Source organism: Xanthomonas sp. 3793 (assembly GCF_024806835.1).
GTDB classification, from domain to species: Bacteria; Pseudomonadota; Gammaproteobacteria; order Xanthomonadales; family Xanthomonadaceae; genus Xanthomonas; species Xanthomonas arboricola_F.
In genome coordinates this window covers 463,442-488,458 of the sequence record NZ_JANTYU010000003.1, presented here as the reverse complement: position 1 = coordinate 488,458, position 25,017 = coordinate 463,442, and the positions used below count along the sequence as shown (strand labels likewise).

The following is a 25,017-nucleotide window of genomic DNA, read 5'->3' as shown; positions in this document are numbered from 1 at the left end:
CTTATTTCTTCATTGCGCCTTTACGGCACAAGCCGATGTTTGTTCTCGCCGCCCGCACGATTGCCAAGTAGCGGTCCGCGAGCACAGGCGTCCAGCCGTCCACCGCAGCATCGTCATCCTTGCCGGCGTCCTCGGCATACTTGTCGAGTGTGGCCAGACACTGCGCATAAAGCCCGTTCTTGTACTGAGTGATGGCCAGGTCGTTGCGAATGGCGCCTTCTTCTTCCCATTCCAGCGTCGGCAAGCAATTCGGCAGTGCCGGGGACAGAGTGGTCAGCGCCGCTTTGTAGTTTTTGCCTTCGTAAAAGCGCTTGAATGCAGTCCGTGTGCGATCCAGATCATCCCGGCCGCAGCCATCCTTCACCCGCAGGTAGGGCGCTTCGAAATCGCCGTTGTAGCCGCAGAATGCCTTGCATTCGTTGGGCATGGCCGCGGTTACATTGATGCCTTGCTGGCCGCTGGTGAACTTCACGCTGCAGTCGGGTTGGCCGTTATCGCCCTTGGCGACGCCCCGATCTCCGTCGATCGCTCCATTCAACGCACACACATCTTCCCCGGTGATGCTTTCCAAGGAAAACGTTAACGCCCCGTTCTGCTCCTTGAGCAGCAGACGCCCCCATCCCTTTTCGGTGATGTACTCGCCCGGTTGCAGAGCGTTGCCGGCTGCGGCTTGCGCTGCGGTCACCGATGGTCGCTCGCTGCCAGGGGCATGGTTGGGAGCGGGCGGCGGCTGCGCCGAACAGGCTGTCGTAGCGAGGGCCGCGATTGCCGCGCAGGCTAGCCACGTGATCTTTAGTGGAGGTGTTTTCGCCATGTCCCTTCATCGATCATGTCTTCCCTGACGCTCTTTAGCTCGTTATCCGATCTTGCGTCAAGTCGGAGCACCGCTGCCGCGCTGCCCGATGCTGCTACCGATGCACGCCCGCCGACGCGATGCCTGCGTCGGAAGGGCAGCTAACACAACACCCTTCGGGGAAATACGCCAAGTGCTGACAACACCGTTGCTGTTGTTGTACAGCGGAGAATATTCCAGTTGTGCGTGATTGACCTGATCCCCAGCCTTCAGGGCAGACTCAAGTTTTGTGGATAATTCCTGGTCAGAACCGCTCCAGGCAACGATGCGCTCGTGGCGCTCGCCCGGTGCGGGCCAGTCTGGTGCGGTGACCGTCGCTTTCACGATGTTGCCCTTGGCATCCCTCGCAAGAGCCGGCTCGGAGGGATCCAACTGGTTCAAAGGCGCTGGCTCGTAGTTGCCGTCTTGTCTGAGCCGGTACCCAATTTCATAAGGGGCAATGTAAGGAGCTGCTTCAACTCGAATGTGCCCAAACTTCTCCGAGCCAAGAACTGTGCTCTCGGCAAAGTTCGCCAAGTCATTTCCCTCGGCTCTAGTGTCGGGCCCTCCACGTACTACGGTCTGGCTGCCATCGGATTTCTGAAAGAGCAGGTAAAGGTGGCGGCGGTCACCAGCAACCTCGCTTGCTCCCACCAAAATTTTTGCCTTCTTCTGCTCATCCATAACTTATTCTCCAATATCCTGCGGAGCCCGATTCACCACCAGCGCGCTCAAGTGGACTCCGTCAGCAGAATGAAGGCCCACCATCCAGGTAACCGGCACAGTTGGCGCTGTCACCGATGGCTGGGCCTCCTTCACAACAGGGGAAAGCGTGCACATTACCGACGCCTTGTAACCTGCGCCGGGAGAGCTCAACGCTTGGCAGCGAAATCCAAGATCCTCAAGGTTCTTCTGCGCAGTCGTAAGCGGTAACCCAACAGGATTAGCCACCTGAAGCTCTTGCCTCGCCTTGGAGGCAGACTGCTGCGTATTAAAGCCGGGCCGTGAGTCTTGCTGCATGGCAGAGCACCCTGGTATGAAGAAGAGGCTAGCGGCTACTAGTAGTGCTAGAACACTAAGGTCGGCGCGAGGATTCGTTTTCATGATGTGACAACTCCACCGCAATCACACAGATGGTCATCCATGCGTAGTTCGGTTGCAAGTATGCGCCCCAAGAGATAGCAGAGCTATGAAGTTGCAGGGGGGGCTGACCTGACTTAGCCTGGCCCCTAATCTTATGCGTCAGCCGTTGCTACGCCTTTCTCTTTACCCTTTAGCGCCATGTCGAGCAAGTATTCATAGGTCTGCAGTTTACCCCTAGCTGATGTGGCAACCCAGCAGATCATCCAAAAGAACAGCAGGAAAATACCCACCATTGCTGTCAATGGGGACATTGCTAAAGGATTGCCACCGGCGCGCAGAACCAGAAAGAGCGACACTGCAACCGGCAGAAGACCTAGCTTGTCGATGCTTCCAGCCAACAGCGCAATGCGGCCCGCACGGCGCGTATGGCTGTAGCGAGCGTGATCCAGCATGATTTGCAAGGTTGCTGCCGGATGCCCTTGCAGCCAAGTCACCTCCTGCAGAAATTGCTCTAGCTGATGATCAGTGCGCATTGCTTGATCTAATGTCCATCGACGTAGATCGCTCACAATCCCATAGATGCCCAGCATCATCAGGACGCCCAATGCCACTAATGCAACCCGGAGGCCGGCGGCTGCAACCTTCACTAGCAACTGAGGCGGAACGCTCGTGAAGCTGAGGAATGATGCAATCAGCGTCGAAGCGATTGCCAACACCATAACGATGGCGGCGCCGCGCATGAGGCGGCTTGGGCTGGCGGTATCTGCTGGAAATTCCGGTAGTGCGCTGAGGCGTTCTTCTAAAGCCTTAAAGGTCAAGGGCAAGATTGGTGCTACGTCGCTACTTTCCATGAAGCCTGCCATTAGTTGAGTGATACGGCGAGATTAGATCTGTCTGGTCTACACGGCCAGGTGGAAGCGCTGGACAGCACGAAATTTTTCTCGTAATGCGCTCGGTGCGTAGCGGGTCTGTGATCTCCAATATCTGAGCAGACAGGCTGTGTGGTCGTACCTTTTGGATCTGCCTTTTAAGAGCAGATGGCCACGGTTGACATCGCGATCGGTGCGATGCAATCTCCAACCCAAGGAGCGTCGAAACTCCTCAGAGAGCGGTACCCACCTCCGTCAAACCGGTGGGTTTTTTGTGCCTGCATCCCACAGGTACAAGCCGACGCGATGCCTGCGTCGGGAGGGCGGCTAATACAACACCCTTCGGGGAAATACGCCCGCCGGCTCTCTGCGGTTTCGAACCTCCCGACATCCCGTCGCCGTTGGCGGCGGTTCTTGGGTTGTTCCAGGAGGGCGTTGCCATGTCTACCGCACCATTCATGCCGGCATCTGTGCCGGTTGATCTGTCGCCAGCTTCCGCTCACCGCCTGCTGTGGGATATGGGCGAGGTGCTGCGCCGGCTCGCCGCACGCGCGGCTGTTGAGCAGGTGCGCGACGATCCCGTGCATCCGCTGAGTCGCCAGCCCGGCGTGTTACCGCACATCTCGCACCGCCAGTCCGCACGCAGGGCCGTGCCGTTGCAGCAGTGCGCTGCCGCATCCGCCGCTCACCATCACCCGGAGGCGCCATGACACGCCGCCTCCCACCTACGGCATCTGCCAGCACACGGCTCACCCGCACGCGTGCGCGCCCCACGCCGCCCAAGCGGGTGCAGTGGGTCGTTGTGGAACCCGACCGCAGCAAGCTTCCACCGATGCTGCCGCCCGACCCGGACGCCTCCCCGCAAGGCCCCGGCACGCTGCGCGCACCCCGCTGCGCCCGCCGCCCGCGCCAATGCACCGTCAGCTACACCCATTACCCCCGTGCCCACGACCACGCCGGCGACCAGCACGTGCCCCATGTCCGCCTCAGCGGCCTATGGCTGGAACAACTGGGCTTTGCCATCGGCACCAAGCTGCGCATCACCGCCAGCGAAGGGCAGTTGTTGATGGAGGTGTTGCCGCCGGTGGAGTTGCCCGCCAAGGCGCGCAGCGTGCGGCGATGATGCTGCGGCTGCCAGAAGCCCTGCGATTGACCTCAATGCCGCATGCCACTAGCGTCGCAGCCACACCAGCGCACAACGGACGCTTCATGATCGCGCGCCCCCTCTACGCCTTGCTCGCCGCCCTCGCCCTGGGCGCATGCGCCCACACGGCGGCCACCCCAGCCCCGGCAACCGTCACGGAGACATCTGCCATGCGTTCCTCAGCCGATCACGTACCTGCAGATCAGTCTAAAAGTGGACCACGTACTGCGCAGGAAGCATTGGAGCGGGTATTGGAGCTGATTCGCACAGGTGCCAGTATTGAATCGTTCACTGCCGACCATGTGTCTCGAGCAATGGGCCAGTCGGTACAGCATCGCGATGATGGTTCCGGGCGGCTCGGTGCCAGCGGAGCGTTGACCCGAGACTGGAACTACGGGTTTGGTGTCAACAGAACCGAAGTAAAGGGCGCGTGGTTCGAGTTCCTGTTCCTGCCTAACCCGCCAGAAGCGTCTCCCTCTATGTCGGATATCTGCCAGATCGACTTCGAGGCATTTGCGGCGTACCTTGAGAAAATGGTTTTTTCGCGACAGCGCAATCTTGTCGAGGATGGATGATGGATGAGCGATGTTTTTCAGCGCCCAGGGATGCGCGTAGAGCTCTTCCCACGTGGCGAGGCTGACGAACCTTTAGCGCGTACCACTCATCAGTGCGTCGAGTGGGTTCAAGTTCGCTAGTCCTAGGAGCGGACATGTTGAGCCAAGAAGCAAGTGCCGTGGTGGCGTCATTTGGTCAGCAACCAGGTGTCACACGTGAGCATCTGGACAACTTCAACCGGGTCCTGAACGATTCGCCCGAGTTGACCCGCCAGATCAACGAAGCAGTGTAGTTGCTATCTTCCGCGCATGCGAGCCGCAGACCATGTCCAAGGAGCGACCAAATGGCTGAGCAGGTGCGATCAAGGCCTCGTTTTCCGGTGGCAGCTCTGGTTGTGGCGATGGGATTGATCGCCTCGTGTGCAAGCTCTACTTCCGCGAGCAGGGCCCCTTCGTTTTCTGGACAGTGGGCGTATGCCAAGAAATGCGACTTGGGCCACTATCTGAGCCTGCATCTGCAGCAGCATGGCGATCGCGTCACGGGGGATTGGAGCGCGGCGACGAACGCCCACGGCAATGATGGACAACTGCAGGGACAGGTGCGTGGAGACACGTTGTATGTCCGTTACTGCAGCGATGACGGGGGAAACAGCTACGCCGCATGCCCCACCTTTTCACGGCCAGAGGATCAGTTCCGGCTAGAAAATGGGCAACTTGTCCAATATCAGAAGTACGGTTCTGTCTACCGCCGTAGCGTCGCGCTTCATCAGGACATCGCTGGGAAGGAAGTGCCTTTTGACAAGGATTGTAAGGATCCCGAGGACGACCAATGAGTGCGCTCACGGACCAGGTGCTGCGCGCGACCCTCTACTTCGCGGTGGGTGTCACCTCCGAGAGTCGATACGATGCATATCGACTGGTTGTCGCAGGCGACAAGGCGTCAACGCCGACACTCGAACCGGCGGACAAAAGTGGCTACTCGATCGGTACCGGCTAACAGGGTCGGGTTCACTTATCAGTAGCTGCGCTAGGCTTATGCGGCCGATGTGCCGGCCTGACGCCTGCAAAGCGACGGCTCTTGGCTTCAACCATCGCGAGGAAGGCGGCGTGCCCTAGTGCTAGCTGCTGCTGTAGATGAAGGCAGATGCTGGCGAGAAGTTTGTCGGGCAGGGCTTCATCGAGCAGAGCGCGTGGGCGTTAATCGCTTGAGCGGGTCATTGCCAAGCACAAGTTGGCAGGGGTGTGGAGTCAGGTGGGTCAGACGCGCCGCCCGGGCTGTCGTCGTGCCGGGGAAACTCAGGTCGGTTAAATTCTTATGTTCCTTCAAATCTGTAAATGCCCGAGCTCGAGCACCAGCCGCCGCAGCGTCTGTTGGACGTTGTGTTTCGCGGCCATAAGTGGCCCCTGATACTTTGATCGCTGCGTTGCCGGTGTCGACGACACGACCTGCCAGTCGCTTATCGGATTGGAGTGGGGGGCTGCGGTAAGAATAGGCAAGGGTTTGGGGCGCTGGGGAGCAGCTTTGTTGCGGCAAGACCGGCAGAGATTACAAGAGAAATCATGATCATTGCGGCGTACTGGGGGCGCGATCTAGTATTCATTGATACAGGTGCCTCTTTGCATTGCATCTCCCTGGTAAGCATGTCGAGCTGTCGGGCTGCGCTGTCCCAATCATTGCAATGAACCAAAACTTGATGTACTTCATCAGCGTCATTTATCTGCACGATGTACAGGCGCTTGCCAGTCTCGTGCTCGATTTGAGATTCAGTGAGCATCAAAGTGAGCGAATCGCAAAGTTTCTTGTCAGTGCCTGAGTAGAGGATTTCCATGGGGTGAACGCTCGCATTGGGCCGCGCGGAGAAGCGGTGGCGGCTCGAGTGGATAAGGAGTAGCGGCGTTAGGTTAACTCATCAGTCGACGGGACTGAGTTTGCGTGATCGGTGAGCAGGACTGGCGCCTGCAAAGCGTCGGCTCTTGGCGAAGGCATCGTGGCCCGATGCTCGCTGCTTCTGTAGATGAAGGCCGATGCTGGCGAGCAGTTCGTCGGACCAAGCTTCATCGAGCAGGGCGCGGTAGGCAGGGGATCCCTCAATCGGGTCGTTGCCAAGCGCAAGCCAGCAGGGATGTGGTGTCAGTGCGCAGTGCCCGCGCTGGCCCAGATTGGCTGGGCAACTGGACCAACGATACGCCGCCGGGTCGTAGCTGAAGCGAACACGCACTGGATTGGGTTCAATGTGGCGACAGCAGCGAAGGAAACAATCAGGGCGATCTATAACTTATGAAGTCGAACCATCTTATTTAAAGTCTATTATCTAGTATCTATCCACACCTTTTGTGTTATCAAGCAATGGCGCCAGTTGCAGCAAGTGCTACTGATGAATCCTTAACGTCGTTTCACAAACAATGCATACCTGAAGTTGGTCCAGGCCATGGAGCGTAAGCTATGAAAAATTCAAATTTGTTGATGATGGCCGTACTTGCTGTGTTGACTACTGCATGTGCAGAAAACAAATTGCCGGTTCAATATTCTCAGTTGTCGTTGTCTCCCCTCGGCGTTCATAGGCAGGATGCTGAGAATGTTCGGATAGATTTCCAGGTGCCATTGGAGAGTTTGTATTACGTTGCGGGTGCTAACTATGAGGTGGTGAATGGCTCCTTGTCGGTGAGGATTATTCGGTGTTCCATCCACGAGCAATGCAAGGCGATGGTCGACTTGTTGCCGGGGCTTCCACCTTCTGTAGGGAAGGTAGTCATTCCATTTGCGGGAAATCGCGTGCGCATCACGCACAGTGACGGTATCCAGTCGTTCGACATCTAGGGAAGTGGGAGATGGCTGACCGGATCGTGCTGGGGGTGCATAGCTGGGTTGATCCAAACACGCAGGCGAATGGAAATGCGTTCGGTAAGTACACTGACGGTGGCGTTCAGACGAGCACGCCGGCGACCAGCACGTGCCCCACGTCCGCCCCAGCGGCCTACGGCTGGAACAACTGGGCTTTGCCATCTGCACTAGGCTGCGCATCACCGCCAGCGAAGGGCAGCTGTTGATGGAGGTGTTGCCGCCGGTGGAGGTGCCTGCAAAGCAACTTAGGGCGCGTCGCTGAGCGCCGCCCGCTGCATTCAGGTGAATCCTGTACGCCGCTGGCCGATCCTGCAAACGCAGAACCGCGCGGAGTAAAGGCTGCCGCCGCCTGATGCGAGGTCATTGACGTGTTAGATTCCAGCGACACTCTTAGCGCAAGATCAGAGAGATGGCCTTTCATCTTGGGAAATCCCATGGCCGGCAAGTTAACCAAGGACGTAATACGCTCCCTTGGGCAACGTTGTTGCCGATTGCGTTACTGGCACTATGCACCTTTCATGCGGGGTGTGCCCCGAGTACTCCACGCGATCAGTTAGCCGTAGCGGCCGCAAAGCCCTTCGCTAAAACCAGGAGCAAAGACGTGACGGAACGCCTCAAGCAAGATGTGGATCGTTTGATCGCAACAGACTTCCAGGATGTCGCCGCCGTTGGTACTCAGCTCCAAGCTCAATTTGGACCACGGCACCTAGACGGAGAAAGAGAGTTTCGGGTAAGCGAGCAGGGCATGCTGGCAGGTGAAAAGGTACAGCGTGTTGAGTTCATTAATGCGACAGATGATCCATCGCGCGGGAAGTTGGTTATCGATTTCGAGCCACCTGGCCCGAATTTTGTGGAAGCTCCCTGGGTGGATGCTGTTCCTTACCCGCCTCGACCAGATGCGCGAGATTCCAGAGCCTATTGGGAGATGACAGTTAACGGAACCAAGGTCATCTTTGGCTTGACGGAAGACCAGTCACACCTGAGCTATATTTCGATCAGCAAACTTTGAGATAAGTTGCCCTCACAGCCAGGCCATGCAGGCCACGCGCTGTACCAGCAGATCAAGGGTGGCGTGACGCAGCTCGATGCCCAGCATGGTAGGGAGTGGGATGCATCGAGCCAGCGCATGATCGCCAGCCTGCTGGCGTTGGCAAAAGAGGAAGGGTTGTCGCGGGTGGATCATGTGGTGCTCAACAACCCAGCGACTCAGCTGGCCGGCGGCGAGAAGGTCTTCGTCGTCCAGAGCGCCCTGAATGATCGGGCCCAACAGCATGCATATATGCCGACGGTGGACGCCGTGCAGGCGCCAGAGAACCAGTCGTTCGAACGCCTGCAGACAATCAATCAGACCCAGGCCCGGGCGCGCGAACAGCAGCAGGCACTCGAGCAATCGCAGGAAGCCGTCACCCAGGCTGGTCCGTCGATGACGCGCTGAGGGTCAGGTAAGTACCGGCCGCCTGCACGCAAGCCCGTTACACGCGCTGATGTGCCTTCAACCACACCCACATCCCGGCGCCCACTAACACGACCACGCCGGGGACCAGCACTTGCCCCGCCTGCACCTCGGCGGCCGGGCGGGCGATTCACAAGTTCCACGGGACTATCGATCAGGGCTAAGTGGGTTCAGGCTGCAGTGCAGCCTGGTTTGATGTACCTGCTTGGTGAGGGCTTAGGTATAGTAGTCACGCGGCCTCTATCAGGCTTGCGTGCCGGCCATGGCCACCGATTAGAGGCAAGTATGCGGATGTTGATTGCGTTGCTCTCAATTACCCTTCTTTTGCCTAGCTGCAATGCGGCGTCAGCTGCCAAGGCGCGTCAGTCCATTGCATATCCCATAGAACTCCAGGGGATGTGGGATCTGGGCCCGGAATCCTGCAAGCTGCCTTTAAATCCTGATTCTGATTCGCCCATACGTGTCGAGAACAACAGGCTGCGTGGGTACGAGCGCGAGGAGACTCCGGTGGAAATAAAGCTTGTTTCCACCGGCCCGCATGCATGGGTTGTTTCCGCAGCGTCGGACATTGCGCCAGATGTAATAACTGAGGACCTGTACATCTTGAAGGGCGAGCATCTGGTGATTTCCGACGGCGAATCAGTCAAGCAATATCGGCGGTGTGAATGATCTGGCTAGGTTGGGTTGATAGAGGCGAATCACCATCTCGGATGGAAATGGAAGCGCCGGTCTCCCAATGCCGCAGTCGTCCCGGGGACCGGGGGAGCTTTCGGTGCCAACGGTCCATTTCAACATGGTGTTCTTCGAGCAGTGAGTTCTCATGAAATTGAAGTCCGTTGGCTGCGTGATGCTTGGGCCCTTCTTCATTACGGGATGTACGGCGGTATTTGCTGACGCGGAGATGAGTCCTCTATCCGAAGACTCGCTCTGTGCGCAGTCCCGTGGGTGGGGGAGTGCAGGTTCGACCCGAGCCATCCAAGTCAATCCACAAGTTTCCGAGGATAATGACGGGCGTTCTTATCGGTTTGACCTGGGGGGGGCAAGACGGGTTGCAGCGCTTGGATGCTAGTTGTGGATGGGGCTCGTATGCGGAATGCAACTTTGAGGCGACCCTGTCGGATGGGACAAGCTATCGCTTCTCAGAGATGTCAACATTTAGCCTTTGGGAAACGCAACAAGGACTGTATCTTGTTTACCGTATCATCGCACCGAAGGAAGAAGCTGCGAAAGGGAAGCGGAGAGTCGTGAAGCTGGGTAACCCACCCGCAGAGGCCTGCGATGAGATCGGGGATTACTCTAATTTAATGTAGTTGTAGATAAGGAAATCAGTGATGCCTATCAGCTATCACGAGCGCATCCACCGTGATGAAGCTCGGTGGTATGGATGGCGATGAAAATATCTGGCGCAATTGCAGGTCCTGAGCGACGCGCAGCGCCAATTAAAATCCCAGGCGTAGGGTCAGCGGTGCGAGCAGTCGATCGCCCCGCAGTACCAATGGTCTAAGATATCCGCCATCCAATGCAGGCGAGTGTTTGTTGCGGGTATCGCAGGGATTGACATCTCACGAGGAATCTCGATGAAACACAAGTGTCCTTTGCTCTGCAAGAGTTTTTTGATGTCTAGCACTGGATGAATTTGAAGCGTTCTTAACTTTTGGATGATAACTTAAAGCCGGAGAGGTTGTGATTTGAGTATTTCAAATGAAGATTCGGAAGCCAGAGAGATGACGATAATTGAGGCCCGGCGTGAAAATTTGCTGGATGGAGCTTTCGTTTGCTGTTTTTACAACTGGTTTGTACGAAATTGGGGGCCGGGACAGAAGCCGGCGATTATTGATGTTAAGGAGGCCTTTCCGGAAATATCGGAGCAGGACTCTGCTGCAGTCGTTCAACGCTGTTACCAGATGTTTAAAGATGCGAATTATCCTGCCATGGCTAGGCTTGGTTACAGCGAAGTCAAAGTTGGTTTTGAAGAGGCGTTTGAGGATTTCAAGAAAAATAATCCGGGATTCAGCGAGGAGTCGTACGGGCACGCCATGCACGCTGCGTTGGTCAACAATCGTTGAGGTGGCTGGCGACACGTAATGTTTTCAGCGCTGGGGTAGGAGCCTGCGAATCATCGAGAGGTTGAAGTCACTATTCCGTGACCACCTTGCCGCCGCCCGCACCAATACGCTGTCAGCTACACCCACTCGCCGGCACCCACGACCACGTCGACGTCCAGTATTTGCCCTGGGCCCGCCTCAGCGGCCTATGGCTGGAACAACCGAGAGTTGCCATCGGCGCCAAGCATGCGCTGCGCATATTTGGTAAAACAGCAGTTCCCCCTAGTAAGGAGCCGTGACGGATGCCATTTGCTATTCTGCGCCAATGTCCGTTGGTGTCGTCCGCATTGGTTGCTGCTGTCTTTGCAGGATGCGCGATGGCCGAATCGCCGATTTCAAAGCAGGAATTTTCCGCGCATGTGGATGCGCTGCTGGCCGGCAAGGACTCGGCTGTGGTCAAAGCCGGCAAGCTGGCCGATTTCCCTTGGAAAACGCTGTGCTTCGAGCGCGATGACAACCTGCTGCTGAAGTTCGATCGCGGGGGTGAAACGTTCGTGCTGCGGTTGCCTTATGAAGAGTTCTTCGTGGATGAGGCGCATGCGGGCAACTCCCTGGAGGACAGCTGTGTCGCACCATCCGATCACATCCTGATCAAGAAGAAGTATCCGGGCTATCAAGGGCCTATCGAGTTTCAACGGGCAGCGCAGTTAGGCTGAGCGGTGGTCGACCTTGCGAACCTGCGGAAGCCGGATGTGAGGTTGCGTAGGGGTGCTGTTGGTATCGCGACGCATTGAGCCGCACTGCACGTGTTGCCCGTTGAATTTAATGCGCTAGTTCTCTTGATTGGCTGGGACGGTCGTCAGAAAAGGGATTTTTATTTTTCTGTTCATGCGTCTGCTGTAGCGTGCCGGAGGTTATGGAGCGATGTACATGCCATCGGCCTTGACGCACATCACCGCAATGCCGCGCGCACCGTCTGCAGCGAGGCGGCAAACAGGTCGACGACGCGCTTGCCATCGTTGTCCTTGATGGTCTTGTCAGCACCCCTGGCCAGGACAAGCGCGTAGTTGGGCGTGCTCTCATCGTTGCTTTCCTGTTCGGCGGCGTAGTGCAGCAGGGTGCGGCCCCTGGCGTCGCGCGCGTTGATGTCGATCCCCAGGCTCAGCAGAAAATCGAGAAAGGCCACTTCCTTCGGGAAGGTGTGGCGCGGTAGCCAGTGATGGGCGGTGAGGTTATGCAACAAGGTCTGCTCGCCCGGTTGCAGGGCCAGCGGGTCCAGCCCCTTGCTCATGATCAGGCGCACCAACTCCGGCTGGAAGCAATAGGCCAGCGATGAGCGCCCATCGGCCGCGTTGCGGGTGGCATCGGCGCCCAGTTCCAGCAGCGCGGTGATGGGGCTGTTGCCGGCTAGCGTGTGGGACAGCAGCGCCGATTGCAGCGGGGTGTAGTGCAGGGAGTCGTCAGGGTTTTGCGCGATGGCCTGTGCGTTGATGTCGGCGCCGCCGGCGACCAGCACGCGTACCTTTTCGCCGGTGCTGGCGGTGTGCAGCGGCGTGGTGCCGTGGATGTCGCGCGCGTTGGGATCGGCGCCGTGCGCCAGCAGCACGCGTGCGGTGGCCACGCCGCCCCAGCCGAGCATGGTGGTGCCGTTGTCCCAGCGTGCGTCCGGGTCTGCGCCGGCGTCCAGCAGCGCTTCCAGCATGTCCAGATAGTCCTGCAGGTTGAGGTGGTTGCGCAGCTTGCCGTCGACGTCTTTCACCGCCTCCTGGCTGGCCTGCTGCAGGGCACGCTTGGCGGCGCGATAGCGCTCGCGGGTCTGTGCGTCCTTGGCTTGGACGATCATGGCATCCAGTGAGTCGAGGCTGCCGATGCTGGTGCTGTCGATCAGGTGCTGGCGGTATTGCGCGCGGGTCATCGCGGCGATGGGTCCGCGGGTGACCACCAGGTCGTGCAACGGCCAGTAGCGCTGATTGGTCCAGCCGTTGACGCGTGCGCCGTGCGCGATGAGCCAGCGCACGGTGGCCAGCGTGCCGTGTTTGACTGCGGTATTGAGCGTCAGCAGCCGTGTATTGAGCGTTGCGCCGGCCTTGAGCAGGCGCTCGATCATGGCCGTGTTGTCGTGCCGGGTGGCGTAATTGATGGCGGTGGCAAATTCCTGATCGGTGGCGATGTGCTCGCTCAGCCAGTCGCTGTCCGGCGTGCAGTCGGGGACGGCGCCTGCCAGCAAGGCCGCCTCGATACCGACGAGCGAATCGGTACGTGCCGCATCCAGCAATGCGCGATCGGCCGCGCTGCGCTCCACCACCGGCAACGGCGGCGTGTCGTTGTCGGGCTGTGCCGGGTCGCGCTGCAGCCAGGCCAGCCACGCTTTGGCGCCTTCGCTGCCGGCGTCCATGTAGAAGGTGTCGTTTTTCTGGCCGTTGCCGAAGCGCATCCACGAGGCCCATTCGGTACCGGCCATGCCTAGCGCCGACATCTGGGTGATGAAGGTAAACAAGTCCGGCGCCAGCGCCAGGCCGTGCAGCATCTCCAGCTCGTGCGAGAAATAGCGCACCGGTTGCCTGGCCGGATCCGCATGCGTGGTGTCGATGGTCAGCCAGTCGCCGTTGATGAGGCTGTAGAAAGCGAACTGGTGTTCCCACAGCGCGGGGCTGTTGGGTGCCTCGGACAGATCGCGCGTGGCCAGTTCCCGCTTCCAGTCCAGAAACACCGGCAGGGCCATCGTATCGATGTGCGTCAGGCTCCACACCGCGTCGCGGTTGCAGCTCATCGACGGCAGGTCTTGTTGTTCCATCGCGCGCAGGTGCGAGGGCACAGACCAGCCGAAGCTCACTTGCGCCGACAGCTCGCGCAGGACATGGCGCAGTTGTGCGGGGATCGGCATGCGGTAGCGGCGTTCTAGCGCGACCAGCTGCCGCTCGGTCGCAGGCGGGGCGATCCGCAACGGCGTCACCCGCCAGTGGCGCTTGCGGGCGATGGCTTCCATCCAGCGCCATTTCGCCTGCCACTGGGTCCAGCGTGTGTGCAGGGCGGTGCCCTGCTTGGCGCAGGCGCCGAGTACGCCCGCTGTGGCCACGGCGAGGAGGCCGGCTTCGAGAAACTGACGACGGGTGACCTTGCTCAGGTGCGGTTCCTCGCAGAAGGCAGAAGAGACAGCTGCGTGCGGGGCAAAGGATAACCCGCGAGGGGTTCAGCGCCAGGCAGCAAGCAAAGCGCGAGCGGTACACCAGGACGCGACCCCGGAATGCCTGCAGCGCAGACCTTGCGCTCTGTTGCCTGGGCTCGATAATCGGCACGACACCGTGCGGCGGCTGCGATACATGCTGCCTGCAGCCAGATGTGGCTGAACTGCATCGGTGCGGGAGCAACGTCAATCCACGGAGGATGCAGATGCCATCGACATCGCAGATGGAAGACAGGTTCACCCCGGCTACGCGGCTGTATGCCCTGCTGGCGCGCGACGGGGGACGCGGTGTGATCTTCCGGCGCGGGCCCAGCAAGCAGGTGCAGTTGATCGCCTGGGATTTGCGTACCGATACGTTCGCCCACGGGCAATGGTTCAAGGGCCGCATCTACGAACGGCGTTGCGATCTGTCGCCGTCGGGGCGGCTGTTGGTGTATTTCGCGGCCAAGCACAAGGGCGATTTCGGAACCTGGACCGCGCTGTCGCGCCCGCCGTTCTTCACCGCGCTGGCGCTGTGGCCCAAAGGGGACACGTGGGGTGGTGGTGGCGTGTTCGAGAACGAGCAGACGCTGCTGTTGAATCATCGCCCGCAGGCAGGCCGCGAGCCGTTTCCGCTACCGACCGGCTTCGGTCTGAAGCACGGGATGACGGTGCGGCCAGTCGGGCAATGGTCGGGCGGTGGCGAAGACGAGCCGATCGACAGCATGTTGCGGCAGCGCGATGGCTGGCGAACGATCGACACCGGTGAGGGCCAACGCGGCGGTTTGCGAAGCGGAGTGCTTTATCGCTTTGCGCGGCCACGCGTGTGGGAGAAGGACGGCAGTGGCGGGCTCCGACTGCAATCGGCGTTGCATGCGGTGGGAACCCGCAACGACGCCTGGTATGCGCTGGATCACCGCGTACTGGATCGCGAGGGCGTCGTGCTGGTGGACATGCCCGGTACCGACTGGGCCGACTGGGACGGCGGCGACCTGGTGTACGCGCGCGGCGGCTGCCTGTATCGATTGTGCAAAAGCGATTTCCGGCGCTGTCCCGAGGAGGGCGAGCAGGCGGCTCGGCTGCTGCATGACTTCAGCAAGGCGCGGTTTGCGCCGATGGCACCCACAGCGGAGGCGCTACGCTATTGAGGGGCTGTGCGCGATGCCTGTGCGCTGCCGGCATTGCAAGCGGACAAGGCCTTGGAATGCGGCGCCGCGTTGCCTGCGCGGCGCCGCGGCTTGCGGCAGCAAGATGTTGACCTGCAAGGCCTCCGTACACACGCCTGAGCCGCGCCAGCCGCGTATCGACGGCGTGGTGCGGCAATCACCCGCCATCGTTTGCGCGCAGGTGATCGAGCAGCAGTGGGTGCAGCAGCGGTGGCATGGGTGCAGTGCCTGCCCCGTGCTCCCACTGCTGCAGGAATGGCGCCAGCCATTGACGATGCCAGACCGTTGGACGGGCGCGTGCGGCCAGCCGCTGGCGTAACTGCTCGACATATGCGTTGGCACGTGTCTGTTCGCCGCACTCGAGGTGGAAGAATACAAAGGCCAGCAGCACGCTGTCCGGGCTGGCGAATATCACCTCGGGCGGCACAACGCCGTTGTCGTCGCCGTGTTCCAGCAGCTGCAGCCAAGTGTCGGCGGAGCGTTGGAACCAGGGGCCGGCCAGCTGATCGGTGATGCGCCTGAGAAAGTGCACATCCAGTGCGGGCAGTGCCGTCGCCAGACGGGCCAGGGCAGCGCTCAGCACGGCGTCGCTGTGGGCTGGCTTCAGTGCCCAGCCGCCGTAGGCGCCCACGTCCGCGCTGTCCAGGACCTGCCTGCCCAGGAAGGTTGTGGCATCAGCCACGCAATGCAGGTCATGCAGCTGCGTGGTCGCGGCCCGCTGCTGCCAGGCCAGCAGGCGGGCATGCTGCAGCCCCGCCTGGACCATCAGCTCGCCCAGGTTCGGGTCATAGCTTGCCCAAAGACACTGACGGCTGCCGTCGTGGTCGCGGATCCATTGCCAACGATGGCTTGCTTCAACCGTGACAGCAGACCAGCCAGCAGCGCGCAGCGATGTGCCCAGGTGTTGCTCCACCAATTGCGGGAGCAGCTCGCGTAGACGCACCTGCTGACGTCGGGCCTTGTCACCCGCAGTGCGTAACGCCGCAGGCGTGCGCTTGGGCTGCAGGAAAAACCGCAGACCCATCTCGCGCTCGATCTCTGCGGAGGTGCCGCTGTCGGCCAGCCGCGGCAGGGCCAGGTCCTCGGGCGCGCCACGGCGAGGCTTGAGCCCGCGGTGCGCGACCAGTGCACGGATGGCGCGCAGGGTGTCGGAACCGAGCAGGCCGTCCAGGGTGGGGGCGATACCGTCGGCGGCGTCGAAGGTCTCGTCCAGCCAGCCGTTGACCAACAGCCCGTAGCAGTCGGTGAACAACGCGCTGTCATCGGCCTGGTGGGCGAGGTTCAGAACGTCGCCGAACACTTCTGCCAGCGGTAGCGTGTGGCCGGTGTCTGGTCGGCGGTAGACCACGCGTGCCTGGTCTTGCCATTGCAGATAGACCTTTCCCTGTGCGTCCTCCAGCCAACCGGGCGCTTCGGCGGCCAGGGCCTGCGCGCGCAGGGTCGCATCGTCGATGTCCTCGACCGCTGCACGCACCAGCACGCCATGGCGCAGTAGCTCGGTGTGCACGCGGAACCAGGTCAGGCCGGTGTCGTAGCGCGCCTGCAGCCCCAGCAAGCTACGCAGGAGCGCTGCCTTGTGCGTGCGACTCAAGGTGCCGCGATCGACCAGATGGACGCAGCGTTCGATCAACTCCTCGACAGCGTGCTGTGACATCCGTGCCTCCTCTGCGTTAGTGGTCAACGTCCGGGCATCATCATGCCAGTGGTCTGGGCAGCCGGGTGGGCGGGAAAGATCGCGAGTGGGAGCCGTGCCGCACGGCGCGGATCTGCTGCCTGTTCGTGCGCTGCTGCGCACTTTTCACCTCAAGCCATCGTCTGTGGTCAAGAACCGGCACATCGCGCCGCTATTGCAAGCTCAATGGAATAGTCGGATTGCGATAGTGGAGAGTACGTTGAACGTATTGCGTGGATTGCTGATCTTGTCTCTGGTGTCTGCGATGCCTGCCATGGCCGCAGAGGCTGCGCCCTCATCCACCGAAGGCGCCGGCGCGCGCATCCGGATGTTTGGTCAAAATGGTGTTGGCATCGTGCTGTACAAGGATGCAGTGTGCACGGCCAAGTATGGCGAGAAGGTGCGCGCATCCGGCTCGCTGAAAAGCGCTTTCGGGTCGTTGATGGGCTCGGTGAAGAATGAGCCCATCGGCATCCCGGAGACGGAGAATACGCGTCGTTTAGGCGACCGGAAGATGATCGGCTCCAAGCCGTTCTACAAGGAATACACGATCGAGCCGGGTAAGCCGGTCGTTGTGGAGGCTGGTGCGAGTTCGCCGGCACATTGGAATCAGGCGCCTGGGTACCACATCGGCTGGAGCTGCGGCGCATTGCTTGCTTCCACGTTTGTCCCGGAGCCGGGCGCAGATTACGAAGTGGCCCTGAACCTGGATTTTCGTAGCTCGGTGTGCACGTTGGCGGTCAACCGTGTGGACGCCAACGGCCAGGTCAGTCCGGTGGATGTGGCGCCGGTCGCCAAAGACTGCAAGTAACTGCAGCGCATCGTCGAAGCAGAAATACAACGGGTGCAGCGCAAGCGCTGCACGATCGGCAGTGGCGATTCTCGTATGCTTGATTCAATGCCATCACGCCCGTTATTGCTGGCCGCGTGCATCACCGCGATTGCCTGGGTAACCCCTGCAGCTGTCGCGCATCCGGGTGGATTGAACAAGCAAGGCTGTCACAACGACCGCAAGAACGGTGGCTACCACTGTCACCGCAGCGCCGGTGGCGAGGGCAAGCCGACGGCCGCTGCAGAGCCGCTTGATCCGCCCCCGTGGATGCCATCGACCGGGGCTGTCTTCCGCAACTGCGCAGAAGCACGTGCAGCGGGTGCTGCACCGGTGCGGCGTGGCGATCCAGGATACGGCCCACATCTGGATCGCGATCATGATGGCGTGGGATGCGAGCCGTCGCGTCGGCGCTGATTCACGACGCCATCCTGCCAGCGCATCACTACCACGTAGGGCGCACCCGTGCTGCCAGCATGGGCACGCATCTGTGCTGGATGCGTGGCCCGGTACCGCCATTCACCAATCCGTCGGCGCGTAATCCTTCAGGAACTGCCCCCACACGTGCTCGCCGGTATTGAAGCCGTGGATGATCGGGTCGACGATGCGGGCGGCGCCGTCGACGATGTCCAGTGGCGGGTGAAAACGCTCCTGCTGCACCTTGAGCGCGGCGATGTCGGCCGGATCCTCGTCGGTGACCCAACCGGTGTCGACGCTGTTCATGTGAATGCCGTCGTTTTGATAATCGGCCGCCGAGGTGCGCGTCATCATGTTCAACGCGGCCTTGGCCATGTTGGTATGCGGGTGACGGGTGGTCTTGAAGTTGCGGTAGAACTGGCCTTCCATCGCCGAGACATTGACGATGTGCTTGTCGCGCTCGGGTGTGCGCAGCATCAGCGGCTTGAGGCGTGCGTTGATGATGAACGGCGCGATGGCGTTGACCAGCTGCGTTTCCAGCAACTCGACCGATGGCACTTCGGCCATCAGCAGGCGCCAGGAATTACGACCGCGCAAGTCGACCTGCTGCAGATCCTGATCGAGACGGCCTTCGGGGAACAGGTGCTCCTGCCCGACCAGCTCGTCGTCCAGCAGCGCGACCTGCGACAGCTCGGCGGCGCGGGTAAGGCCATCGGCATCGGCAAGGCCGCGCCCGTGTACGGCCGGCAGTGCGGTGGCCGAGGCGTCGCGCAATGGCTCGGGCGTGCGCAGGCCTTCGTAATGGCCAACGAGCTTTTGGACGGTGTCCGGCAGTGCATCCAGCGCGGCGGTTTCGTTGGCCATCATGTGCGCGTAGAACTGCGGCGGGCGGCGCACGGTCTGGCAGGCGTTGTTGATGATGAAATCCAACCGTTCGCGCGTGGCCAGCAACTGGCTGCAGAACGCCTCCACGCTGGGGGTGTGGCGCAGATCCAGGCCGAAGACCTGCAAGCGATGGCCCCACTGCGCAAAATCCGGCTCTTGCGCGTAGCGCGCGGCCGAATCGCGTGGGAAGCGCGTGGTGACGATCAGCTCGGCACCGGCGCGCAACAGCTTCAGGCCCGCTTGATAGCCGATCTTGACCCGTCCACCGGTCAGCAACGCCACGCGACCGCGCAGGTCGGCGGTTTCGGTGCGCTTGAAGAAATTCAGCTCGGCGCAAGCCGGGCACATCTGATCGTAGAAGTGATGCAGCTGGGTGAACTTCTGCTTGCACACGTAGCAGTGCCGCAGTTCGGGCGAATGCAGCGGCTCCGGCGTCGCGGATGCGTTCTGGCCGTTATGCGCGTCGTGCAGACCGGCAGCATGCGGCGGGAAAAAGTTTGGCGTGCTGAACACCGGCTTGCGCCGCAACGCGCGGATGCCGCGCTGCTCGAGCAGCGCCTCGGCCTTGCGCACTTTCTCCTGATGCCGCTCGCGCTCGCGTTGCTTGAGCAACTGCCGCCGCGCCTTGGGCTCGGGGTGATAGACCTTGGCCACTACCTGGTGCAGGCGCACGCGGTCGGCCTCGGGCAGGGTGTCGAGCACGCTGCGGTCGGCCTCGATGGCCTCCAGCAGATCCAGCGCCGCGCGCAGGCGGTCGGTGAGCGGCAGGTCGTCGTTGGCGGGCAAGGGCGGGGCAGTGGTGTTCAAGCTAGATCCGGAAAGAAGCGGTACAGGGGCGTGGCGGGGGCGGCCGGCTGCCAGAAAGCGGGAAGGGGGCCGGCGAAAACGGTGGCAGGCTGCCGGCTGGGCAAGCGATCGGCCGCAGCGCAGGCATTTTCGCCGATTGTGGGGCCGTGGCGCCAATCGATGGGGGTGTAGGGGCCGAGTTGCCGCCGCGACGCCAGAGCAACGGGTGGCAACGATAGCCCCGGAGGTGCAGGGGCCGGCTGTTGCTGCCAACCAGGTGTATTGATGCCGCATGCGGGTGCCTGGTTTCCCTCATCGGCGCGCTGGCACCCTTTAGAATCGGCCGGACATGGGGCCGGCAACACGGTTCTGTGGGAGACCCACACCACGTCCAGACAGGAAGGACCCGCCATGCCAGCATTTGCGCTTCAGTATTTTTGTCGGTTTGCCCTTGTCGCGGCGATGACGGGATTGGCTGCGTGCGGCGCTGCTCCAGAGCAGTCGAATCCGGCGCCCCCGATCAGCCGCGAAGCGGCCGCGAAGCGAACTGTGGTCCCACTAACGCGCTCCGTTGCCCTGGACAAGGCCGGCACGATCGCGGATCTGGAGTTTGATCTTCCGCCGCCTCGCCTCGGAGCTTCGCCATTGCTTAAGGTGGCAATTCGCTTGCAGGCCGATGAAGGTGCTGCGCTACTTGAACCATCTGATCAGTTGGTGGAAGCAAAACTTTCCGCTCGAGCGACCCTTCACGCTCTAAACGGCAGCAGTTGGGCGCGAATACCCCTTTATCGTAACGGGCCCCGTCCTGGAACCGATGTCCCCCTGGATGCGGACGGGCATGTGGCTGGCGTGACCTGGAGCGGCGTTGATGAGTCAATGCTTCGCGACGCTGGGCTTATGCGGGATGGAAAGTACTACAGTGTGCTTTTGCTAGCAGAAGCACATCATCCTGCACCCGGTCACTATCGATTGACCCTTGAGCTTCTTGAAGATCACCCGCATTTCAAGGGTCGAACTGTTGAGCTGCTGCTCGCTTATGCAAGTAAGGCGAAATAACATGGAAGAAAAAGAGCGCTATACATTAACGATCTATCTGGCTTCGCCAGGGACGCCGCTGAAAGCTGGCGGAACATCGTTTACCGGCCACATGTTTCTTGCAACCAATGATATAGGTAAAGATAACTTTAATAGTTTCGGGTTTGAACCTCGCCACGACTTCCAGAAGAGCGGCGTTGGCAGAGTTTCAGCGGAAGACGTTGAGTCTTATAAAGATCCTTATTACGCAAGAACGATGGAAATCAGCAAGGATCAGTACGACAGGATCCGAGAGTTTGCAGCCGCCCCTGCAAAGCACGGCTTCGACATGAGATACGACACGTTTTCCAACTCGTGTGTCGACTTCAGCTGGGCCGCATTGAATCATGCTGGCCTTTATCGCCAGACCGTTCTCGGAGGCATCAAAGGCTATGAAGGCGAGCCGAAGGTGCTGCATAACGAGCCTGAAATTCAGAATCTCAAGGCGCCGTTTCCGGAGAGTGAGTTGAACAGGGAGGTGCGACACCCCAAGCCTGAGCGGGACCTGTGGCAACTCATCTTGTCCGATAACCAGACACAGGCCGATACCGGTCGCCTGATTGCTGATGGCAAGCCGATAGACCCGCTGCATCGCCAGGCCGAGGAGGCAGTGCGCCGCCTTGAGCAAGGGCTTGGCAGGGAGTACGACGAAAATAGCGCACGCCTGGCGGCCAGCTCCGCGTCCTTGGCCAGGGAGCACGGGCTGTCGCGGATCGATCATGTTGTATTGAGCGAAAACACGGCTACGGCGCGGCAAGGCGAGAACGTGTTTGTTGTGGAGGGAGCTCTGAACGATCCAGCGCACAAGATGGCGCACATGAGAACCGGTGATGCGATCGCGCAGCCCGTCGCCCACTCCTTGGCGCAGCTGCAGTCCTTGGGCGAAACGCAGCAGCAGTCACAGCAGCAGGAGCAACTGCGGGAGCAAGCGATTGCACCGCAGCACCGGATGACGTGAGACGGGTTCTTCTGGCAAGGCGGCCGCCGCGATTGATGGAACGAGGTGAGGGTGAGCCGGTTACGGGGATCTGCTCTTTGAGCAGATCCCATGCCGAGCGCAGGGGTGCGATCGCCTGGACGATTGGGTAGTCTTTCACCCACCGGGCGCATAGGCGCCCGGACATTCAGGGGACATCGATGAAGACTTCCATGCTTGCCAGTGGGCTGGCCGGCTTGCTGTGTGCGTGTACGGTGGTGTCGCCCGACCCGGGTCAGAAAGCGGTGTTGGTGGATAAGCCGATGCTGTTCGGTAAAGGCGGAATCCGCCTGGACGACGTGCGTGACCCGGGTCGGACGTATGCGTGGCTGACTACATCCGCCACCTATGTGGATGTGACGCCGCAGACCGTGCAGGTGGCCTTCGACGACTTTTCGTCCAGCGACAATATCCTGCTGGATTTCTCCACGCAGATTCAGTACCGGATCACCGCACCGGCAGTGTTGTTGTCCGGCTTCGGGCAGGATTGGTTCAAGAACAATGTCGCCAGCCAATACGCATCCATCGTGCGCGACCAGGTCAAGCGCTATGACATGACCAAGATGATGAGCGATCCCGATACCGCCAGAAAAATCGACGATTCGGTGACGCAGAACGTTCGCGCCCTGGTCAAGGAGCAGCAGCTGCCGATCGAGATCCAGAACATCACCTTGGGTCGCGCGCGTCCCAACCCGGATGTCCTGCAGCAGATGAACCTGACCGCCGCCCAGCAGCAGCGGGTCAAGACGCTCGTCGAGGCCACCACGGCCGAGCGGCAGCGTGAACAGGAGCAGGTCGCCAAGGCCGATGCCGACAATGCGTACCGCAATCGCATGGGGCTGACCCCGGAACAATATCTGGCCAGCCAGATCGCCGAACTCAATGCAGAGGCGTGCAAGAAAGCGCAGGCCTGCTACATGGTGCCTTCCGGCACTTCGGTGATTGCCAGATAGCGCGCGTTGCTGGCCGCATGCAGTGCAGGATGCCGCTGTTGCCTTGCAGTCGTTGATCTCCGATCTTGCAGCGCAGATGGCTGATCGCGGTTGCTCACCCAACAGGCCCACTCACGCACTCTCCAAATCGGCTGGGCTAGGGTTGCGGCCTACTGGTGTAGCGGAGAATGCAGCATGGGCCTGTTGGTCGACGGCAAGTGGCAGGACAGTTGGTACGACACCGACAAGAGCGGCGGGCGTTTCGAGCGCTCGCAATCGCAGTTCCGCAATTGGGTGACGCGCGATGGCAGCCCCGGCCCGCACGGGGAGGGCGGCTTTCAGGCGGCTCCCGGGCGTTATCACCTGTACGTGTCGCTGGCCTGCCCGTGGGCGCATCGCACGCTGATCTTCCGGCGCCTGAAAGGGCTGGAGTCGATGATCGACGTGTCGGTGGTGAACTGGTTGATGCGCGATCAGGGCTGGACGTTCGACCTTGCCCCGGGCGTGATAGCCGATCCGATTCACCACGCCAAGCGCCTGTACGAGGTGTATCTCAACGCCGATCCGCGTTACACCGGGCGCGTGACGGTGCCGGTGCTGTGGGATCGCGAGCGCAATACCGTTGTCAGCAACGAGTCGGCGGACATCATCCGCATGTTCAACAGCGCCTTCGACGCGGTCGGTGCTGCGGCCGGCGATTTCTACCCGGCACCGCTGCGCGAGCAGATCGATGAGATCAACGCGCGCGTGTACGACACCGTCAACAACGGCGTGTACAAGGCAGGTTTTGCCACCACGCAGGCGGCGTACGAAGAGGCGGTGCTGCCGTTGTTCGAAAGCCTGGATTGGCTCGATGCACGTCTGGGCCGGCAGCGTTATCTATGCGGCGATCAGCTCACCGAAGCGGACTGGCGCCTGTTCACCACGCTGGTGCGATTCGACGCGGTGTACGTGGGCCACTTCAAATGCAACCTGCGGCGCATTGCCGACTATCCGCAGCTGTCCGGCTACCTGCGTGAGTTGTACCAGATGCCGGGGATCGCAGAGACGGTGAATTTCCAGCACATCAAGCACCATTATTATCAGAGCCACGACATGATCAACCCCACCGGCATCGTGCCGCTGGGGCCGCTGCTAGATCTGCAGGCGCCGCATGGGCGTGGTGGCTGATGCAATTGTCCGCCGCTTGCGGCAGTGCCCAGGCACGCTGCCGCAGGGCTTGCACTAAGCTGGGTGCCTTCGAAACGAACAGGAGCGGTAAGTGCTGAATCATGTGATGGTGGGATCGAACGATATTGCGCGATCCAGGCAGTTCTACGACGCGGTGCTCGGCGGCGTCCTCGGTGCCGCCGAGCCATTGGTCAACCCCGCCGGTTCCGGTCATGTGCGCCTGTTCTACCGCCACGCCGGCAGTACCTTCGCCGTCAGCGAGCCGATCAACGATGCGCCCGCCAGCAGTGGCAATGGTGCCACTGTCGGGTTTACCTGCAGTTCGCCCGAGCAAGTACAGGCCTTTCACGATGCCGCCGTGGCGGCAGGCGGCGTATCCATCGAGCAGCCACCAGGCGTGCGTGACAGTCGCATGGGGCCGGTCTGGCTGGCCTACGTGCGCGACCCGGATGGCAACAAGCTCTGTGCGATCTATCGGCCTGCGTAAGTTGTGATCACTGCGCTGTTGCGATACGCCGCAGCGCGACCAGGCGCCGTCCTGTTGCTGCGCAGTGGCGACAGTGGAGTGGTGGTTGCCGCGGCGCGGCCGACGCGGCTGCGTTAGCTGATGGGGCCAGACCCCGGATTGTCGCGCTAGTGCTTGGCCGCGTCGCGCATGATCAGCGTCGCCGCGCCCACCGTGATCGCGTCCTCGACCACGCCGGTGCTGGTCTGGCCGTAGCGCTCAATCGCACGCATGCGGACGTTGAACGTGAGATAGGCGGCCGCCACTGCGGTGGTCGCGCCAAGTAGTGCCGCCACGCCGCGCTGATGGCGCGGAGACAGCGCAGTGCCGACGATGACGCCGGTCGCGATGCGCGCAATCATGCCGGGCAGCACGATACGGTCGGGCGCGGTCTTCATCTTGTCGCCTGCCAGCTCGCCACCGGCCAGTGCCAGCATGCCGGCCGATGCCAGCGGATTGGCCAGCAGCGCCGGTGCGCCGTTGTCGGCAGGCAGCTTGCCGGTACGCGCAGCGTTGGCCACTGCGGCCAGCGGGGTCATCGAGCGCATGCCGGCGACGGCGCTCATCAGGATGGAATGAATCAAGGCCATGTACACCTCTGCATGTGCTCACCCATCGCA

24 protein-coding genes and 3 pseudogenes are annotated in these 25,017 nt (G+C 61.0%); 20 read left to right on the top strand and 7 right to left on the bottom strand.

Going from position 1 to position 25,017, the window contains the following annotated elements:
- Nucleotide 1: 1 nt before the first annotated feature.
- The 3 genes from FHY18_RS12435 to FHY18_RS12425 form a co-directional block, all read right to left on the bottom strand.
- Nucleotides 2-685: a hypothetical protein gene (locus tag FHY18_RS12435; protein ID WP_259155529.1), complete on the bottom strand. Its 684-nt coding sequence runs from the start codon at nt 683-685 to the stop codon at nt 2-4.
- A 186-nt stretch (nt 686-871) separates the two neighbouring features.
- Nucleotides 872-1,516 carry a hypothetical protein gene (locus tag FHY18_RS12430; RefSeq protein ID WP_259155528.1) on the bottom strand — a complete coding sequence of 215 codons (645 nt, stop codon included), beginning with the start codon at nt 1,514-1,516 and terminating at the stop codon, nt 872-874.
- 551 nt (nt 1,517-2,067) lie between these two features.
- Nucleotides 2,068-2,766 carry a hypothetical protein gene (locus tag FHY18_RS12425; RefSeq protein ID WP_259155527.1) on the bottom strand — a complete coding sequence of 233 codons (699 nt, stop codon included), beginning with the start codon at nt 2,764-2,766 and terminating at the stop codon, nt 2,068-2,070.
- A gap of 724 nt (nt 2,767-3,490) precedes the next feature.
- Between FHY18_RS12425 and FHY18_RS12420 the strand changes: the two genes are divergently transcribed.
- From FHY18_RS12420 to FHY18_RS12365, 12 genes and pseudogenes are all read left to right on the top strand, one after another.
- A complete protein-coding gene (locus FHY18_RS12420; RefSeq protein ID WP_259155526.1) occupies nt 3,491-3,907 on the top strand; it encodes a type I toxin-antitoxin system SymE family toxin in 417 nt (138 codons plus the stop codon).
- An 86-nt stretch (nt 3,908-3,993) separates the two neighbouring features.
- A pseudogene (locus tag FHY18_RS12415) lies at nt 3,994-4,623 on the top strand (hypothetical protein).
- Nucleotides 4,624-4,637: 14 nt separating this feature from the next.
- Nucleotides 4,638-4,775, top strand: a complete 138-nt coding sequence (locus FHY18_RS12410) for a hypothetical protein (protein WP_259155517.1) — start codon at nt 4,638-4,640, stop codon at nt 4,773-4,775.
- 51 nt (nt 4,776-4,826) lie between these two features.
- The gene (locus FHY18_RS12405; RefSeq protein ID WP_259155991.1) at nt 4,827-5,315 is read left to right on the top strand and encodes a hypothetical protein; all 489 of its coding nucleotides are present in this window, start codon (nt 4,827-4,829) and stop codon (nt 5,313-5,315) included.
- 1,610 nt (nt 5,316-6,925) lie between these two features.
- A complete protein-coding gene (locus FHY18_RS12400; protein WP_259155513.1) occupies nt 6,926-7,300 on the top strand; it encodes a hypothetical protein in 375 nt (124 codons plus the stop codon).
- Nucleotides 7,301-7,433: 133 nt separating this feature from the next.
- A complete protein-coding gene (locus FHY18_RS12395; protein WP_276577247.1) occupies nt 7,434-7,586 on the top strand; it encodes a hypothetical protein in 153 nt (50 codons plus the stop codon).
- Nucleotides 7,587-7,925: 339 nt separating this feature from the next.
- A complete protein-coding gene (locus FHY18_RS12390; protein WP_259155505.1) occupies nt 7,926-8,333 on the top strand; it encodes a hypothetical protein in 408 nt (135 codons plus the stop codon).
- Between the two features lie 6 nt (nt 8,334-8,339).
- Nucleotides 8,340-8,759 (top strand): annotated as a pseudogene (locus tag FHY18_RS12385) (XVIPCD domain-containing protein); the annotation flags it as partial.
- A 303-nt stretch (nt 8,760-9,062) separates the two neighbouring features.
- On the top strand, nt 9,063-9,446 hold the full coding sequence (locus FHY18_RS12380; RefSeq protein ID WP_259155492.1) for a hypothetical protein: 384 nt from the start codon (nt 9,063-9,065) through the stop codon (nt 9,444-9,446).
- A 1,019-nt stretch (nt 9,447-10,465) separates the two neighbouring features.
- A complete protein-coding gene (locus FHY18_RS12375) occupies nt 10,466-10,843 on the top strand; it encodes a hypothetical protein (RefSeq protein ID WP_259155486.1) in 378 nt (125 codons plus the stop codon).
- 90 nt (nt 10,844-10,933) lie between these two features.
- Nucleotides 10,934-11,121 (top strand): annotated as a pseudogene (locus tag FHY18_RS12370) (hypothetical protein); the annotation flags it as partial.
- A 3-nt stretch (nt 11,122-11,124) separates the two neighbouring features.
- Nucleotides 11,125-11,538, top strand: coding sequence for a hypothetical protein (locus tag FHY18_RS12365; protein ID WP_259155477.1), 414 nt, complete (start codon nt 11,125-11,127; stop codon nt 11,536-11,538).
- 236 nt (nt 11,539-11,774) lie between these two features.
- Here the strand turns inward: FHY18_RS12365 and FHY18_RS22065 are convergent, their stop codons facing one another.
- On the bottom strand, nt 11,775-13,898 hold the full coding sequence (locus FHY18_RS22065; RefSeq protein WP_259155474.1) for an ankyrin repeat domain-containing protein: 2,124 nt from the start codon (nt 13,896-13,898) through the stop codon (nt 11,775-11,777).
- 314 nt (nt 13,899-14,212) lie between these two features.
- On the opposite strand from FHY18_RS22065, the gene FHY18_RS12355 reads away from it, so the two are divergent.
- The gene (locus tag FHY18_RS12355; protein ID WP_259155467.1) at nt 14,213-15,133 is read left to right on the top strand and encodes a hypothetical protein; all 921 of its coding nucleotides are present in this window, start codon (nt 14,213-14,215) and stop codon (nt 15,131-15,133) included.
- Between the two features lie 175 nt (nt 15,134-15,308).
- Here FHY18_RS12355 and FHY18_RS12350 read toward each other — a convergent pair whose 3' ends face one another.
- Nucleotides 15,309-16,805: a hypothetical protein gene (locus tag FHY18_RS12350; RefSeq protein WP_259155466.1), complete on the bottom strand. Its 1,497-nt coding sequence runs from the start codon at nt 16,803-16,805 to the stop codon at nt 15,309-15,311.
- Between the two features lie 283 nt (nt 16,806-17,088).
- Between FHY18_RS12350 and FHY18_RS12345 the strand changes: the two genes are divergently transcribed.
- Nucleotides 17,089-17,634, top strand: a complete 546-nt coding sequence (locus FHY18_RS12345; protein WP_259155977.1) for a hypothetical protein — start codon at nt 17,089-17,091, stop codon at nt 17,632-17,634.
- A 75-nt stretch (nt 17,635-17,709) separates the two neighbouring features.
- Complete coding sequence (locus tag FHY18_RS22085; RefSeq protein ID WP_343237545.1) at nt 17,710-18,069, top strand: excalibur calcium-binding domain-containing protein; 360 nt, start codon at nt 17,710-17,712, stop codon at nt 18,067-18,069.
- A 102-nt stretch (nt 18,070-18,171) separates the two neighbouring features.
- Here the strand turns inward: FHY18_RS22085 and FHY18_RS12340 are convergent, their stop codons facing one another.
- A complete protein-coding gene (locus FHY18_RS12340; protein WP_259155461.1) occupies nt 18,172-19,761 on the bottom strand; it encodes an SDR family oxidoreductase in 1,590 nt (529 codons plus the stop codon).
- A gap of 390 nt (nt 19,762-20,151) precedes the next feature.
- On the opposite strand from FHY18_RS12340, the gene FHY18_RS12335 reads away from it, so the two are divergent.
- The 5 genes from FHY18_RS12335 (at nt 20,152) to FHY18_RS12315 (ending at nt 24,379) form a co-directional block, all read left to right on the top strand.
- Nucleotides 20,152-20,796, top strand: coding sequence for a hypothetical protein (locus tag FHY18_RS12335; RefSeq protein ID WP_259155457.1), 645 nt, complete (start codon nt 20,152-20,154; stop codon nt 20,794-20,796).
- Nucleotide 20,797: 1 nt separating this feature from the next.
- Complete coding sequence (locus FHY18_RS12330) at nt 20,798-21,772, top strand: XVIPCD domain-containing protein (protein ID WP_259155454.1); 975 nt, start codon at nt 20,798-20,800, stop codon at nt 21,770-21,772.
- 191 nt (nt 21,773-21,963) lie between these two features.
- Nucleotides 21,964-22,743, top strand: coding sequence for an SPFH domain-containing protein (locus FHY18_RS12325; protein WP_259155976.1), 780 nt, complete (start codon nt 21,964-21,966; stop codon nt 22,741-22,743).
- A gap of 174 nt (nt 22,744-22,917) precedes the next feature.
- On the top strand, nt 22,918-23,892 hold the full coding sequence (locus tag FHY18_RS12320) for a glutathione S-transferase family protein (protein WP_259155453.1): 975 nt from the start codon (nt 22,918-22,920) through the stop codon (nt 23,890-23,892).
- Between the two features lie 91 nt (nt 23,893-23,983).
- Nucleotides 23,984-24,379 (top strand): VOC family protein, encoded by a 396-nt coding sequence (locus FHY18_RS12315; RefSeq protein WP_259155448.1) that lies wholly within the window; start codon nt 23,984-23,986, stop codon nt 24,377-24,379.
- A 146-nt stretch (nt 24,380-24,525) separates the two neighbouring features.
- Here the strand turns inward: FHY18_RS12315 and FHY18_RS12310 are convergent, their stop codons facing one another.
- Entirely contained in the window at nt 24,526-24,987 is a 462-nt protein-coding gene (locus tag FHY18_RS12310; RefSeq protein ID WP_259155446.1) for a DUF4126 family protein, read from the bottom strand.
- Nucleotides 24,988-25,017: the final 30 nt, after the last annotated feature.

Bases quoted from the DNA above. Each gene is read 5' to 3' on its own strand.
- FHY18_RS12430 (WP_259155528.1), bottom strand. From the start codon at position 1,516: ATGGATGAGCAGAAGAAGGCAAAAATTTTGGTGGGAGCAAGCGAGGTT.
- FHY18_RS12425 (WP_259155527.1), bottom strand. From the start codon at position 2,766: ATGGAAAGTAGCGACGTAGCACCAATCTTGCCCTTGACCTTTAAGGCT.
- FHY18_RS12420 (WP_259155526.1), top strand. From the start codon at position 3,491: ATGACACGCCGCCTCCCACCTACGGCATCTGCCAGCACACGGCTCACC.
- FHY18_RS12410 (WP_259155517.1), top strand. From the start codon at position 4,638: ATGTTGAGCCAAGAAGCAAGTGCCGTGGTGGCGTCATTTGGTCAGCAA.
- FHY18_RS12405 (WP_259155991.1), top strand. From the start codon at position 4,827: ATGGCTGAGCAGGTGCGATCAAGGCCTCGTTTTCCGGTGGCAGCTCTG.
- FHY18_RS12400 (WP_259155513.1), top strand. From the start codon at position 6,926: ATGAAAAATTCAAATTTGTTGATGATGGCCGTACTTGCTGTGTTGACT.
- FHY18_RS12380 (WP_259155492.1), top strand. From the start codon at position 9,063: ATGCGGATGTTGATTGCGTTGCTCTCAATTACCCTTCTTTTGCCTAGC.
- FHY18_RS12365 (WP_259155477.1), top strand. From the start codon at position 11,125: ATGCCATTTGCTATTCTGCGCCAATGTCCGTTGGTGTCGTCCGCATTG.
- FHY18_RS12355 (WP_259155467.1), top strand. From the start codon at position 14,213: ATGCCATCGACATCGCAGATGGAAGACAGGTTCACCCCGGCTACGCGG.
- FHY18_RS12350 (WP_259155466.1), bottom strand. From the start codon at position 16,805: ATGTCACAGCACGCTGTCGAGGAGTTGATCGAACGCTGCGTCCATCTG.
- FHY18_RS12345 (WP_259155977.1), top strand. From the start codon at position 17,089: ATGCCTGCCATGGCCGCAGAGGCTGCGCCCTCATCCACCGAAGGCGCC.
- FHY18_RS22085 (WP_343237545.1), top strand. From the start codon at position 17,710: ATGCTTGATTCAATGCCATCACGCCCGTTATTGCTGGCCGCGTGCATC.
- FHY18_RS12335 (WP_259155457.1), top strand. From the start codon at position 20,152: ATGCCAGCATTTGCGCTTCAGTATTTTTGTCGGTTTGCCCTTGTCGCG.
- FHY18_RS12330 (WP_259155454.1), top strand. From the start codon at position 20,798: ATGGAAGAAAAAGAGCGCTATACATTAACGATCTATCTGGCTTCGCCA.
- FHY18_RS12325 (WP_259155976.1), top strand. From the start codon at position 21,964: ATGCTTGCCAGTGGGCTGGCCGGCTTGCTGTGTGCGTGTACGGTGGTG.
- FHY18_RS12320 (WP_259155453.1), top strand. From the start codon at position 22,918: ATGGGCCTGTTGGTCGACGGCAAGTGGCAGGACAGTTGGTACGACACC.
- FHY18_RS12310 (WP_259155446.1), bottom strand. From the start codon at position 24,987: ATGGCCTTGATTCATTCCATCCTGATGAGCGCCGTCGCCGGCATGCGC.